The sequence below is a fragment of the Pedobacter westerhofensis genome (genome assembly GCF_900182595.1).
Lineage (GTDB): Bacteria > Bacteroidota > Bacteroidia > Sphingobacteriales > Sphingobacteriaceae > Pedobacter > Pedobacter westerhofensis.
The window spans coordinates 251,040-267,044 of record NZ_FXTN01000005.1; the positions used below are offsets into that span (position 1 = coordinate 251,040).

The 16,005-nt window shown below is 42.2% G+C and carries 9 protein-coding genes; 2 read left to right on the top strand and 7 right to left on the bottom strand.

The genetic code is table 11. The features are described 5' to 3' along the window. The first annotated feature begins 10 nt into the window (after positions 1-10). Together FN831_RS11385 and FN831_RS11390 are read left to right on the top strand one after the other, a co-directional pair. The gene (locus FN831_RS11385; protein WP_142528351.1) at positions 11-3,409 is read left to right on the top strand and encodes a TonB-dependent receptor; all 3,399 of its coding nucleotides are present in this window, start codon (positions 11-13) and stop codon (positions 3,407-3,409) included. A gap of 24 nt (positions 3,410-3,433) precedes the next feature. After that, a complete protein-coding gene (locus FN831_RS11390; RefSeq protein ID WP_142528352.1) occupies positions 3,434-4,939 on the top strand; it encodes a RagB/SusD family nutrient uptake outer membrane protein in 1,506 nt (501 codons plus the stop codon). A gap of 140 nt (positions 4,940-5,079) precedes the next feature. Here FN831_RS11390 and FN831_RS11395 read toward each other — a convergent pair whose 3' ends face one another. From FN831_RS11395 to rpsD, 7 genes are all read right to left on the bottom strand, one after another. Beyond that, a complete protein-coding gene (locus tag FN831_RS11395; protein WP_142528353.1) occupies positions 5,080-6,543 on the bottom strand; it encodes a RagB/SusD family nutrient uptake outer membrane protein in 1,464 nt (487 codons plus the stop codon). A 22-nt stretch (positions 6,544-6,565) separates the two neighbouring features. Continuing rightward, the gene (locus FN831_RS11400; RefSeq protein ID WP_142528354.1) at positions 6,566-9,748 is read right to left on the bottom strand and encodes a SusC/RagA family TonB-linked outer membrane protein; all 3,183 of its coding nucleotides are present in this window, start codon (positions 9,746-9,748) and stop codon (positions 6,566-6,568) included. A 512-nt stretch (positions 9,749-10,260) separates the two neighbouring features. Continuing rightward, entirely contained in the window at positions 10,261-12,174 is a 1,914-nt protein-coding gene (dnaK, locus tag FN831_RS11405; RefSeq protein ID WP_142528355.1) for a molecular chaperone DnaK, read from the bottom strand. Positions 12,175-12,356: 182 nt separating this feature from the next. Further along, entirely contained in the window at positions 12,357-13,541 is a 1,185-nt protein-coding gene (locus tag FN831_RS11410) for a class I SAM-dependent methyltransferase (protein WP_142528356.1), read from the bottom strand. An 87-nt stretch (positions 13,542-13,628) separates the two neighbouring features. Continuing rightward, on the bottom strand, positions 13,629-14,189 hold the full coding sequence (gene rplQ, locus FN831_RS11415) for a 50S ribosomal protein L17 (RefSeq protein ID WP_142528357.1): 561 nt from the start codon (positions 14,187-14,189) through the stop codon (positions 13,629-13,631). Between the two features lie 81 nt (positions 14,190-14,270). Next, on the bottom strand, positions 14,271-15,263 hold the full coding sequence (locus FN831_RS11420; RefSeq protein ID WP_142528358.1) for a DNA-directed RNA polymerase subunit alpha: 993 nt from the start codon (positions 15,261-15,263) through the stop codon (positions 14,271-14,273). Between the two features lie 82 nt (positions 15,264-15,345). Further along, positions 15,346-15,954 carry a 30S ribosomal protein S4 gene (gene rpsD, locus FN831_RS11425; RefSeq protein WP_090555651.1) on the bottom strand — a complete coding sequence of 203 codons (609 nt, stop codon included), beginning with the start codon at positions 15,952-15,954 and terminating at the stop codon, positions 15,346-15,348. Between the last annotated feature and the right edge of the window lie 51 nt (positions 15,955-16,005).

Genomic DNA, 16,005 nt, shown 5'->3' on the forward strand with positions numbered 1-16,005 from the left:
ATTATTAATTATGAATGATCGCTACCACAGCATTCAGATGAAATGCTTCAGAGGCTCAAAAATACGGAGAGTCGCAGGCCTGAATCTCCTATTGATAGCTACCGTGCTCATGCAGGTGCAGGCCAAGTCCCGCCTGCAGCAGATGACGCTACACGAGAAAAATACATCGGTCGAAACTATATTCAGGCTGATCGAAAAGCAAACCAGCTATCACCTGCTTTATGATAAACTGGATATCGCAAAAATCGGCAGTGTTTCAGTCGATATCAATGACGGAACAGTAGAACAAGCCCTGGATCAGTGTTTCAAAAACCAGCCTCTTTCCTACAAAATCTTCAATAATACGATAGTGATTAGAAAAGATGAGGCAAAACCGCTGAAAGCTGTTCAGCAGCAGCAGGTAAAAGGACAGGTAAATGATGAGGAAGGAAAACCTCTGCCGGGCGTAAGCATCAAGATCAAAAATGCCCAGGGCGGAACAACTACAGACGGCTCAGGTAAATTTGCGCTGGCTGTGCCAGACCTGAACATTACACTGGTGTTCAGCAGTATCGGTTTTACCCCACAGGAAGTTCCCCTGGCAGGTAAAAGTACACTGACCATTGGTTTAAAATCAGAATCCAAAACGCTCAGCTCGGTTGTTGTTGTAGGTTATGGCTCTACGCGCAAATCAGATCTGACCGGATCGGTAGTAGCTGTAAAAGCCGAAGCCCTCGCACAGCGCCCCGCTACCAACGTAGAGCAGCAGCTGTCTGGTAAGGTGTCTGGTGTGAATGTTTCCACAAACTCGGGCAGGCCAGGCGGAAATACCAATATTGTGATCCGTGGTGCCAACTCCATTAATTCCAGTAACAATCCTTTATATGTTGTGGATGGGGTGGTCTTAAGTAACGGGGTTACCGATGTGAGTCCGATCAGTTACCTGAACCCGAATGATATCGAATCCATGAACGTACTGAAAGATGCTTCTGCAACGGCCATCTATGGTGCGCGTGGTGCCAATGGGGTAATCCTGATCACTACCAAACGCGGACAGTCTGGCGGACAGATCAATTACAACAGCTATGTCAGCATCAGTACAATGGCCCGTAAACTCGATGTACTGAACTCTGCGGAGTTTGATGCCGTAGAGGATGCTTCATACCGCAATGCTGCAAAGTACGATCCTGTAGGGTTCGCCAGCGGAAAATATAAAGATCCCGCAGTTACCAGGAAAAACCTGCCAGGTTTATATGATGCCAACGGGAAACCGATCTATGATACCGACTGGCAGAAAGAAGCTACACAACACGCCTTTAGTCAGAACCAGAACTTATCATTTACCGGAGGAAATACGGAAACCACCTATGGCGTTTTTATGAACTACGCCAACGAAGAAGGTATATTAAGACAGTCCTACCTCAAAAGATACTCCGGCCGCTTTGTGTTCGACAGCCAGATAAAACCATGGATGAAAGTTGGTGGATCACTCACCTTCAACAATGTTGAAGAAAACCGTGTAGACAACGGACAGGGCGGACTCAATGTAACCAGGATGCTCGTAGAAACCCTGCCTATTGTGCCATTAAGATATCCCGATGGCAGTTTTGGTACCAATGCGGCGTACCCTGATATGGAAGGCGGAGAAAACCCGGTTAATCTTGAACTTAACCGTCAGGACGTTTACAAAACCCAGAGCACAATCGGTAACGTTTACGCCGATATCAAACTACTGAAAGATCTGCAGTTTAAAAGTACACTCGGTATCAACGTAGTGGATCAGACCGAGAATTTTTATTCAGGAAGGTTCCTCAGACAACAAACGGCAGATGTACAGGGTGAAGCAGATATCACCGATACACGTACCAATTACTGGCAGTCGGAAAACTATTTCACCTACAACAAAAAGATCAATGACAACCATCGCCTGGACGCGGTAGTAGGTATCAGCTGGCAGCACAGTGACCGGAATACCAATAAATCCGGTGCGCAGGGCTTTACTGACGATTTTTACCAGTACAACAATCTTGGCGTTGGAGCCGTACCGCTGGCCCCGTCATCAGGCTACGAAAAATATACTTTTAACTCATATTTCGGCCGTGTAAACTATACAATCAAAGACAGATATATGTTTACTGTAACCGATCGTTATGATGGATCATCACGATTTGGAAGTGGTTTCAAATATGGTAATTTCCCTTCAGGTGCTTTTGCATGGCGTGTATCAGAAGAGGATTTCCTGAAAGACAGCAGGGTGATCTCCAACCTGAAATTACGTACCAGTTACGGCTTAACGGGTAACTCAGAAATCGGGCAATACCGCTCGCTTTCCAGCCTTAAAAACAGTACCGCTATCTTTGGCGGAACACGGGCTTCCGGTGTAGGCATCAACAGCCTGGCCAACCCAGACCTTAAATGGGAAAAAACAGGTCAGTTTGACCTTGGATTTGAACTGGGACTGTTCCAGAACCGCATCTCTATCGAGAGTGATGTCTATTATAAGAAAACAACAAACATGCTGCTGAATGCGCCTGTACCTACGTCAAGCGGATATACCAGCATCTATAAAAACATAGGTAGTTTATCAAACAAAGGAATTGAGTTCTCTATCACTTCCGCCAATATTAAAACCCGCGATTTTAACTGGAGCACAACCTTCAATATTGCGATCAACAAAAGCAATGTACTGGCACTGGGTGATGCCAACGATGATATCTTCCCAGACCCATACTTCCTCTCGAATACCAATATCATCCGTGTTGGCGAGCCGGTAGGATCTTTCTACGGGCTGATCCGTGAAGGTACATGGGGCACTGCAGAAGCCGCACAGGCAGCAACCTTCAATGCCAAACCAGGTGATATCAAACACAAGGATGTGAATGGTGACGGACAAATCAACGATGCCGACCGCGTAGTGCTGGGCAAGGGAACGCCAACAGGTTATGGCACCTTCTCCAATACATTTAAGTATAAGAACCTTGATCTTACAGTCGACATTCAATATGCCTATGGCAATGACGTACTGAACCTGTCGCGCCACTCCGGTGAAGACCGTACAGGACAGGCCAACAGTTACGCCACCGTACTAAACGGCTGGACACCTGAAAACCAAAACACAATGATTGCTGAGAACAGGCCGTCATTAGCGGGATATACAACTACCGTAGACAGCCACATGGTTGAAGACGGTTCCTACATCCGTGGAAGAAACTTATTACTGGGATACAATTTCTCTAATGCAGTGACCAAAAAACTAAAGGTAAATAACCTGAGGTTATACGCTTCCGTGCAGAATTTCTTTCTGATCACCAAATACACCGGCTATGATCCTGAGGTAACAACTTATGCGAACAACTTTTCACAGGGTATTACCTTTTTCGATTATCCAAAACCAAGGGTGTTTTTATTAGGCGTTAATGTAACCTTATAATTTATTCCTTAAAATCTTACAGACATGACAAATACATCTAAACATTCTATACCATTCCTATTCATCCTCCTGGTTCTTACAGGAACATTTACGGGATGTAAAAAATACCTCGATGAGGATAACCGTTCCAATTATACACAGGAAAATTACTTCCAGACCTCAGACCAGGCACAGGCCGCCATCAACAACCTGTATGCCAGCCTCCGCACAATTACCGACGGCACAGGCACCTATGGCGAAAGCCCGTATATGATGCTGGAATTCCCAACAGGACTTGCCAATACCGAAGTAGGACAAAGCCAGTATAACAATACGCTGCGCACGTTATCTGCCAATGCAGATAACAACTACTTTTACGTATGGTGGGCAAATTCTTACAATGCAATAGCCAATGCCAACCTGGCCATCGAGCGTATCCCTGCAATTAATATGGATGCCACGCTTAAAAAAAGAATGCTCGGGGAAGCTGCATTTTTCAGGGCTTTCTATTATTTCCACCTGGTAAGGATATACGGGGATGTACCGCTGCTGTTGAAATCAGTTAACGCAAGTTCTCCTGAATTGTATCCCGAAAGAGCACCACAGGCAAGTGTTTATGATGCCATTGTGAGCGACCTCACAACGGCCGAAGCGTCAGGCTTACCTACTGCTGATGTAAGCGGGAAATTAAACATCGGTGCTGTAAAATCACTTCTGGCCAGTGTTTACCTTACCATGGCAGGTTATCCCCTGCAGAAAACGGAGAACTATCAGAAAGCTGCCGATAAAGCCAATGAGGTGATCACTTCAGGTGCATACCGCCTGTTCACCACTTATGCAGACCTGCGTAACAAGGCAAACAAAAACCTGGGAGAATTTATCTTTCAAAATCAGTACCAGGTAGGGATCAACACCAGCGGTGTAGACCAGGCCTTTCTGCCAAGATCAAGAAAGATCACTAAATTTTCTGATGAAGTAGGTGCAGTAACTCCAGCTCCTGAGTTCTATAATTCTTATGAAGCGGGCGATCTTCGCGCCAAGGAGCAGCAGTTCTACTTTTCAAGTTATGTGAGTGTGCTTACCGGACAAACCGTTAGTTTCGGCAGTCAGTATATCTTCAAGTTCTTTGATACCGAAGCAGCTTCTACTGCCCAGAGTGATCTGAACTGGACGTTTATCCGTTATCCCGAAGTACTGCTGATCTACGCTGAAGCTTCAAATGAACTGGGCGGACCTACACAGGCTGCTTACAATGCAGTCAACCTGATCAGGACCCGGGCGCAATTGCCTAACCTTAGCGGTTTGGCACAGGGCACTTTCCGCGAAGCCATCTGGAGAGAAAAATATCATGAACTGGCTTATGAGAATAAAGTATGGTTTGACATGGTGCGTACCAGAAAAGTGTACAACCCTGTCAGCGGACAGTTTGATAATTTCACAGGACATGCCTTTCCTACAGGACCAGTGCTAACTGATAAGTATTTATTGTTTGCAATCCCAAGCAGAGAAATCAATAACAATAAAAAGCTTACACAGAATCCGGGATGGTAATCTCCCGGAGATAAAAATAATTACGATCGGATACGATTGTATTTAGCAAACGATTACAAACAAAAACGGCTGTATCACATGTGATACGGCCGTTTTTGTTTGTAAACAACACTCTGTTCAGGCATTCAGATGCCTGAACCTTAATTATCCGTCATCAGTTTATTCAAAGACAGTTCATCTGAGGAGATCGGCCAGATATAACCTGTTTCTGTCGGTGCTTTTTGCGGAGCAGATCCTTTGGCTGGTATGGTTAGCAATAAACGGGTCAGATCCGGACCACGTAAACCTTCACCCAGGAATTCTATTCTTCTCTCTGTCAGTAAAGCATCCGTGAACGCAGCTACACTGGCGGGTGCAATAACTGTTGCTGCATCAGAACGCTGACGTACTGCATTGATTAACAATAAAGCCTGTGGATCAATTGTATTGGTGCTGCGGACACGTGCTTCAGCAAGATTCAGTAATACTTCAGCCCATCTGATGACCGGCACATAGTCTGTATAAGGACTTGCCGTTGTGAACTTGGCCACGAACTGTTTTTTTGCAGCCGACGTAAAGATCAATGCTCTTCTCTTGTCGGTAGCAGTCCAGCCCGGATTGGCAATAATCCCTGTTGGGTTGAGCGAAAATTCTGTAGTACCAGGAACACTGCCCGTAAAATAGAAATAAGTAGCCAGAGAATTTTGTGTTCCCGGATAATCCAGCGGACTTGCAGAGGAGGTCATCGGTAAAGAAAAAACAGATTCAGCAGTTGTGTATGGAGTTTTGAACACGGATGCAATATCTGCTACAAGATCATTAGCAACGTTGGCACTTGCTTTGAATGGTGCAACTGCGGGAACTATTTTGTTTGCCTCTGTAATCACCTCAGCATATTTCCCCATACTTAGATACACCCTTGTTTTCAGGGCAATGGCGGTATTTTTATGTGCCCTTGTTGTATTTAATATGGCAGTACCATTTGTCGCCGGAAGATTGGTTTCAGCGAAATTCAAATCTGCCAGGATTTGTGTGTAAACCTGGTCAACGGTACTTCTTGGCAGGTCTGAAGATCCAGGGCCTGTAATACCTGTCAGCCTGAGTGGCAAGCCTGGCTTGCTTCCGTTTCCATCAGCATAGGGACGTGCATATAACTGGAGAAGGCTGTAATAAGACAAAGCCCTGATCAGTCGTGCCTCTGCAATATACTTCTGCCCTGCAACATCCCCAACTATACTAATCCCTTTAGCAGCCATTCCGTCTAAAAAAACATTACACCTGTTAATTGTCAGATAGCCCTGTAGCCATAAGCCTTTTACAGCAGTGGAACTATTGGCCAGGTTCATGCTCCATACATCAGAAGCAGTAACGAGATTTCCTGTTTCATTGATAAAATCCTCTCCCCGGATACTTCCATAGACCACATAACGGCCACCATAAAATGAACCGTTTTTTAATGATGCATACAGGGAATTAGCCTGACTTTCAATCCGGAAAGGCGTGTCGAATGCATTTTCTTCAGCGACTGAAGTTTTTAGTGCGGGATCGAGATATTCCCGTTTGCACGAACTTGAAAATGTAAGCGCAACACATAAAGCAGTGATATATATATTTCTTTTATTCATGATTTCTGTTTTTCTGTTCATCTTAAAATCCTACACTAATACCTACGGTATATGTTCTTGCATTCGGGCCAGTATTCCTGTCTGAGCCCTGACCTGAAGAACTTGTGCCATTAGAAGATACCTCCGGGTCAGGGCCCGGATATTTGGTAATCATGGCCAGGTTTTGTGCCGCAGCATATATTCTCAGGTTACTGATATTCACCTTGCCAAGCACAGACTGAGGGATTGTATAACCCAAACCTACATTCCTTAATTTGAGAAAGTCGCCTTTTAAAACGTTGATATCCAATGGAATAGTATTACCATAAGAAACGTTATCCGTATAAATAGCCCTTGGGAAATCGGTAACATCACCTGGCTGTTGCCAGCGCTTTAAAACGTCGACAGCATTATTCCAGTAACGCTGGTCATGTAAACCGGCGTTTGTGCCATAGGATACATAGAAACCCAACTGATAGGTTAACATAACATTCAGATCAAATCCTTTGTACCGGAAAGTATTATCAAATCCACCATAGAATTTCGGAGTTGTATTTTTGTACATTTTAGCATCTGCACTCTGCGTAATTGCAGGAGCGGTCGCACCATTATCGAGATAAGTCCAGTTGGATTGTCCCGTTGCCACAATGTGCTGATACGTTACAGCTCTTCCAGCTCCATTTAAAAATATTCTTCTTCCTGTTGCCGGATCAACACCCGCTGTTCTTACCACGTACAGGTAACCCACGGAATAGCCAGGTGCGGTCCTGTTTACATTTTCTCCAGTCGTGGTTGTTCCTGTCGCTGTAATGATCTCGGTTAATCCATCAGCCAGCGCAGTCACCTCGTTTTTATTATAGGCAATATTAAAATTACTTGTCCAGGTAAACTGTCCCGACTGAACAGGAGTGGCATCTATGGAGAATTCTACCCCTTTGTTATACATTTTACCAACGTTTGTAGCCACAGTTGAGGGCACACCTGTTGAGGGTGCCTGTGGAACATTCAGGATCAGACCATCAATATTATTTTTATAGTAGTCAATGTCAAAATTTAATCTGTTCTTCAACACGCCAAAACTTAAGCCCAGGTCTGTTTTCTTGCTGGTTTCCCAAGTGAGGTTTTTGTTACCGGAAGCATTAAACAAAGAGGAGGATACACCCCCGTATAAAGCAGAGTTAAAAGTTGAGAAAGTAGCATAATCCGCAATTCCGGAGATGTTACCTACTTTTCCATAACTGCCTTTTAACTTAAAGTTGCTGAAAACAGTATTCAGTCCCGCATTATTCCAGAAATCCTCTTTCGTGATTTCCCATCCTGCAGATGCACCCCAGAATGTTCCTTTTTTCTTACCCAGCGCAGAGTATTCATCCTGTCTGACATTACCGCTCAGGAAATATTTACCAGCATAATTATAATTTAAACGGCTAAAATAAGATAAGAGGTAATTTTCTCCGTAAATATTGCCTGTCGCATTGTTTAGGGTGAAACCTGCCTGTACAACATCATAGGCCGGATCGGTTAAGCCCTGGCGATCGATACCATAACCGGTTACAGTAATTCTCTGCTGTTCCTGTCCCAGCAATAAGCTAAAGTTATTCTCATCAAAAGCATACTTTGCATCGGCCGTATTTGTCCAGGTCCAGCTTTTTCTTTTTCTGAAAGCGGCAATCGCTTCACCTAATACACCTTGTCCCGGACCATGTGTAGGATTATAAAACTCATCGTTATCACTGTTGATATAGTCAATTCCATAAATTGATTTCAGGTTCAGCCATTTCAGCGGAGTAACCTGTAAATAAGCATTTGATTGGAGGTGGTCAATTTCATTGTTTTCCCTGTTTTGGGAAAGCACCTGTACAAAGTTGTAAAACCCAACCTGATTACCGGTTACGATATTATTCATTGGCCCTACAAAGGTAGCCCCGAGGTTATAACTGCCATCATTATTGTAAGGAGAAACGTTTGGTGAATTTACCAATGCCGTTCTGGCAATACCAGAAGTCCCGTAGGCTTCACCATTCAATGATCCTGAAGAAATTGCAGCTAAATTCTTTTCATTCGAATAAGATAGTTTTCCACCTATAGTAATAAACCTGTTGATTTTACTATCGATGTTGAATAAAGCATTCATCCTTTTAAAATCATTTTTCTGATATACACCTTTCTGATTGGAATAGCCAGCTCCCATATAATACTTCGTATTTTCTGTACCTCCGGAAACATTCACATTATGGTTTTGAGAAAAGCCGGTACGGTAAGCATAATCATACCAGTTGGTATTGATCGGCTGCCCGTCTGGTCCGTTGGTGAGGACAAACTTCTGTGTTTGTGTAACGCCATTTGCAGTGACATTCATACTCCCGGGACGAATTGACTCAGCGTTTGCGATGGCTTCATTCTTATAAGCTGTGTACTCAAAGGCATCCAGCAATTCGGGTAAACGGTAGGCTTCCGACCAGCCTAGCCAGGTGTTATAGCTTACCTTAGGAATACCAGTTTTCCCTCTCTTAGTAGTTACGAAAACCACACCATTTGAAGCACGGCTTCCATAAATTGCTGTAGAAGCGGCATCTTTGGCAATGTCTATGCTTTCAATGTCATTCGGATTGATACTTGATAATGGGTTAGCTGCAGATGCAGTCAAACCCTGGTCACCCGTAACTGCCACAATTCCGTCGATCACAAACAAAGGCTGTGAACTTAAGGAGATAGAATTCGTTCCGCGAATCCTGAAAACTGGCGGGCTGTTTAATAATCCGGTTGCAGTGGATACCTGTACACCTGATGCACGTCCCGCCAAACCTGACTCTAAACTCTGAATGGGTTTATCAGCAATAGCTGCGCCATTTACTGAAGCGGTACTTCCTGTGGTTTCTCCACGTTTCTGTGTACCATAACCTACTACCACGACATCACTTAACGTTTCTGCATCTGCTTTCAACGTAACATTAATCACGCGCAACCTTCCAACCTGTAAAGTTTGTGACACATAGCCCAGCGAAGAGAACTCAAGATCTTTTACATCTGCAGAAACTCTGATCGAATACTTACCGCTTGCATCTGTTGTGGTGGCAATTTTTGTTCCCTTTAAGCGAACTGTTGTGCCTGGGATAGGTAGATTATCATCTCCTGACAGCACCGTACCTGTAATTGTTCGATCTTGTGCCAATGCAAAATTCGCACATAGCAGCATTACGAACAAACTCTGTAAAAGTTTTTTCATAAAATTGGTTTAGGAATAATTAATAGTTGATCCCAATTTAATATTAATTAGACATCACTTTAATAATCATGTGTCCAATATTTATTTTATGACATATTTCAGACAATCTAAGGGCAATAAAATATGATTATCATAATCAGAATATATAAAGGTATTATAAGATGTAATTTATCTAAATCAGATAACAGTATAGATAATAGAAATACTATTTACACTATCCTGAACTGTCCTGAATTTAATAATTACGATATGCATAACTGAAAAATATCTTTATTTGATACTCACATGATGCATGCACTTTAATTTTATAGTTGTAAATAGTTATCAGCGAGTCACTGCGTCAGCACTAAATTCAAGTGGGTCCGGAACAGATAGTTCTACCATATGATATGACGTTTCAGATGAATCATAAAAAAGGGGAATAATAGTTTGCATGGCAAATTATTATTCCCCTAAATGAAAAAGGGGCATGCTAAGCAGGCCCCTTTTTCAGTATAAAGTTTAAAAGAAACTTATTTAGTTTCGTCCTTTACTTCTTCAAAATCTACATCAGTAACGTTATCGCCACCTTGTGGAGCAGATTCGCCAGCTGGCTGACCTGCAGCTCCCTCAGGAGCACCGTCCTGACCTGCTTTGTACATTTCTTCAGATGCAGCATTCCATGCAGCCTGAAGCTCTTCCTGAGCAGCATCAATATCAGCAAAGTTTCTTGCTGCATGAGCAGCCTGTAATTTTGCAAGTCCTGCTTCAATCGGTGCTTTTTTATCAGCAGAGATCTTCTCACCAAACTCTTTCAATTGTTTCTCAGTAGAGAAGATCAATGCATCAGCACTGTTGATTTTATCAGCTTCTTCTTTAGCAATTTTATCTGCATCAGCGTTAGCTTCAGCTTCTTCTTTCATTCTTTTGATTTCTTCATCAGTTAAGCCAGATGAAGCCTCAATACGAATTTTTTGCTCTTTACCAGTAGCTTTATCTTTAGCACTTACATGCAGGATACCGTTTGCATCAATATCAAATGCAACCTCTACCTGTGGAACACCACGTGGCGCCGGTGGAATACCATCCAGGATGAAACGGCCAATTGTACGGTTCTGAGCAGCCATTGGACGCTCTCCCTGTAAAATGTGGATCTCTACTGAAGGCTGGTTATCAGCAGCTGTAGAGAAAGTCTCAGCTTTTTTAGATGGAATAGTTGTGTTAGATTCGATTAATTTAGTCATTACACCACCCATAGTCTCAATACCTAATGAAAGAGGAGTAACATCTAATAACAATACGTCTTTAACCTCACCAGTTAATACACCACCCTGGATTGCAGCACCAATAGCTACTACCTCATCAGGATTTACACCTTTAGAAGGTTCTTTACCAAAGAATGCTTTAACAGCATCCTGGATCGCAGGGATACGTGTAGAACCACCAACTAAGATGATCTCATCAATATCAGATGTTTTTAAACCAGCATTTTTCAATGCAGATTTACAAGGCTCAATTGTACGTTTGATCAAATCAGCAGCCAGTTGCTCAAATTTAGCACGGCTTAAAGTTCTAACCAAGTGTTTAGGGCCGCTCGCATCAGCAGTAATATATGGTAAGTTAACTTCAGTTGAAGTTGTGCTTGATAATTCAATTTTAGCTTTCTCAGCAGCTTCTTTCAAACGTTGCAATGCCATTGGGTCCTGTGCAAGGTCCATACCATTTTCGTTTTTGAATTCTTCTGCCAACCAGTCAATAATGATGTGGTCAAAGTCGTCACCACCTAAGTGAGTATCACCGTCAGTAGATTTCACTTCAAATACGCCATCACCTAATTCAAGTACAGAAACATCATGTGTACCACCACCGCAGTCAAACACAACAATTTTCATGTCTTTATGTGCTTTATCAAGGCCGTAAGCTAATGCAGCTGCAGTAGGCTCGTTGATAATACGTTTAACGGTTAAACCAGCGATTTCACCAGCTTCTTTGGTCGCCTGACGCTGAGCATCGTTGAAGTATGCAGGAACAGTAATAACTGCTTCAGTAACCTCATGACCTAAAAAGTCTTCCGCAGTTTTTTTCATTTTTTGCAAGATCATTGCAGAAATTTCCTGTGGAGTGTATTTACGGTCATCGATTTCAACTCTTGGCGTGTTGTTATCTCCTTTAACTACGTTATAAGGAACACGGCCAGCTTCTTTAGAAACCTCAGCAAAGCTGCTGCCCATAAAGCGCTTAATTGAATAAATTGTTTTTGTTGGGTTAGTGATTGCCTGGCGTTTTGCAGAATCACCTACTTTACGCTCACCATTTTCTGCAAATGCAACAATGGATGGCGTTGTACGTTTACCCTCACTGTTGGCTATAACTACAGGTTCGTTACCTTCCATTACGGCTACGCAAGAGTTTGTTGTTCCTAAGTCTATACCAATAATTTTTGACATGCTATTTATCTTGTTTATGTGATGAATTCTATTTTTCTAATTCTGTTTAACAAGCAATGTGCCAATTGGCATTTGGCAGGTAAACAGGCGGGTATTTTAAAAATTATGTTAAAATGTAATAAAAACGATTTACAATTCTGACAGGTTGTCAGAATTACACTTACGCTTTGTCAACAAACCTGTTAAAGACCCAGCAGCTTTTCAAGGTGGTGATAACCAATGCCAAAGTAATCTTTGGTTTTTTTTATTTTGTCTGTTATAGCAGACTGTTTTGCTCCGGCTCCCCTCAATTTGGATCCTACAATCAGCACGTTCTTCGGGGTGTTGGCCTCAGAGATAAATTCAAAAACTTTTGTTTTATAACCAAAATATTCAAGGATCATTGCACGGATACCATCCGTCACCATAACCGCCTGACGTTCCAGAAAGATGCCGTATCTGGTGATGAAATCAAGCGCGTTGTCAGCCTTGCCCTTTTCTATCTCCCTGCGGATCTGTTTGTGGCAGCAGGGGGCAACCACAATTAGTTCAGCACCCGCATTGATACCTTTTGCAATGGCATCATCAGTAGCCGTATCACAGGCATGCAGCGCGATCAGCAGGTCTGTTCCCTCAGCAGGATAATCTTCTATAGTTCCCTGTACAAAACTCAGTCCGCCAAAGCCAGAATCGACGGCTATCCTGTTACAGAGATCTACCAGGTCCTGGCGGTATTCTACGCCGGTAACAGTTGCCTCCCGTTTCAGCACATTCACCAGATAATCATATAGCGCAAAAGTAAGGTATCCCTTTCCCGAGCCCATATCAGCAACCTTCCTGATCTGTGCTTCAGGAAGCTCCCTGATCAGCGGATCAAGTAAGGCCACATACTGATTAATCTGTTTATACTTGTCCTGTGCATTTTTGAAAACCACACCGTCTTTATCGGTAATACGCAGCGCCGTCAGGTAAGGCTTTTCAACAGCAGCAATCAGCCTTGCTTTTTCTTTATCATGGCTCAGCGGCAGCGGCGTTGCCATACTTGGCTTATTCAGATTCAGGGAGTAACCCTTCAGCGGACGGTTCAGCAATACGATATCATTTGCAACCGTAAAACAGGTACAGTTGAGGAAGCCCGACTCCAGGTAAGAAGACAGCAAACGGAGACCTTCCTCATACACATAATTCTTTACGATATCTTTTGTCTGGTACCTGTAGGTAAAAGCCAGCCGGCCTTCCCTCTTGATCAGCACCTTACGAACATATATATTCTTTAGCCCTGCCTCAGTCCCCTGGTAATTCCCAAGCGTTAATTTAACAAAGCTGCCATCGGCAACACTATCGCTAACCAGTACCTTAAACCTTTCTAATTTTTCCGGATCTGCCATTATCTCCAAATTAAGCTTAACAATTAATGCATAAAAAAATGCCTTTCCGTATTACAGAAAGGCATCTTTATGTTAGAGAATTTAAAATTATTCTCCTTTATCTTCTTTTGCTTCTTCAGCAGCTGGTGCTTCAGGAGTTGCCTCTTCTGCAGCAGGAGCTTCTTCAGCAACTGGTGCTTCCTCAGCAGCAGTTTCAGCCTTCGCTGCAGGTGCGTCAGATTTCTTAGCTTTAGTTCTGCCACGACGGGTAGTTTTCTTCTCAGCAGCTTCAGTATCTACACCATAAACTTCGTTGTAATCAACCAGTTCAATTAATGCCATCTCAGCGTTATCACCTAAACGGTTGTTTAATTTGATAATCCTGGTATAACCACCCGGACGGTTAGCTACTTTAGCAGCTACGTCACGGAACAATTCAGTAACTGAATCTTTATCCTGTAAGTAACTAAATACGATACGACGTGAATGTGTAGTATCTAATTTAGATTTAGTGATCAGGGGCTCAACATACATACGTAAAGATTTTGCTTTAGCTAATGTAGTAGAGATCCTTTTGTGTTTGATCAGTGATGAGGCCATGTTAGCCAACATCGCTTTACGATGGGAGTCAGTTCTGCCTAAGTGGTTGTTTTTTTTACCGTGTCTCATTTTTATTTTATTGAGTGCATACCGTCTCTTCTGAATTAAAGAGGGAATTATGCACTATTAACAATTTGTTATTTGTTAGGCTTACTCTTCTTCCAGTTTGTATTTACCTAAGTTCATGCCGAAAGACAATTGTTTAGATTTTACAAGTTCCTGGATTTCAGTAAGTGATTTTTTACCGAAGTTTCTGAATTTTAACATATCAGCTACATCATAAGAAACAAGATCAGCCAATGTGCGGATATCAGCTGCTTTTAAGCAGTTTAATGCACGTACTGAAAGATCAAGGTCAACCAGTTCAGTTTTAAGGATCTTGCGCATATGCAGGATTTCCTCATCAACTTCTTTGGTTTCTTCTTTAGCCTGAGATTCAAGAACCAGGTTCTCGTCAGAGAATAACATGAAATGTTGAATCAAAATTTTGGCCGCTTCTTTCAAAGCTTCTTCAGGATGGATTGAACCATCTGTAGCGATTTCCAAAATTAATTTTTCATAATCTGTTTTTTGTTCAACACGATAGTTTTCAATCGTGTATTTTACATTTTTCATTGGGGTAAAGATCGAATCGATAGCAATTACACCAACAACAGCATCATTGATTTTATTTTCTTCAGCCGGAACATAACCACGTCCTTTGTTGATAGTTAATTCTACCTCCAAAGTCACTGATTTCTCCATGTTACAGATCACGAAGTCAGGATTAAGGACTTCGAAATTATTAGAGAATTTTGTTATGTCACCTGCAAGAAATTGATCCTGGCCATTAACCACAATAAAAACTTTTTCAGATTCACCTGAATCACCAGCTTTTTTGAAACGAACTTGTTTCAGGTTCAGGATAATTTCAGTCAAATCTTCTACAACACCTTTCATTGTAGAAAACTCATGTGATACACCAGAAAAACGAATACTTGTAATGGCATAACCTTCCAGGGAAGAAAGAAGAATTCTTCTTAAGGCATTACCAATTGTTACACCGAAACCGGGTTCTAAGGGACGAAATTCAAATATACCATCGAAATCAGTTGATTTCTGCATGATGACCTTATCGGGTTTCTGAAATGCTAAAATTGCCATTTATAATGTTTTTAGATCGTTATTAATATTTTGTAACGCAAAAAATTTAGCTGCCCGCAAAGGCAGCTAATTAAATATATTATTACTTCGAGTAAAGCTCGATAATCAAGTTTTCTTTGATGTTTTCCGGAATCTCGTCACGATTAGGATAAGCTAAAAACTTTCCTGTCAGTTCAGATGCGTTCCAGTCTAACCAGTTGAATTTGTTGATTACCCTGCCTGCTACTGAATTTGTGATGCTCTCTAAAGTTTTAGATTTCTCACGTACTGCAACAACATCTCCTGCTTTTAATTGGTAAGAAGGAATGTTTACTACTTCACCGTTCACTGTTACGTGTTTATGGCTAACTAACTGGCGTGCAGCTGAACGTGTAGTCGCAATACCTAATCTATAAACTGTGTTATCTAAACGGGCTTCTAATAACTGTAATAAGTTATCACCTGTAATACCCTGACGGGAAGACGCTTTTGTAAACAAGTTACGGAACTGGCGCTCTAATACACCATAAGTGTATTTCACTTTTTGTTTTTCCATTAACTGTACTGAATACTCAGATTGTTTACCTCTTCTTTTAGACGCACCGTGCTGTCCTGGGGGATAATTTTTTCTGTCTAGTACTTTATCAGGGCCGAAAATTGGCTCTCTGAACTTACGCGCGATTTTGGACTTTGGTCCTGTATATCTTGCCATTGCTTTTTGTTTTAAAGTATCATGCAACCTGAAGCTGCAGACTCTTAGCTT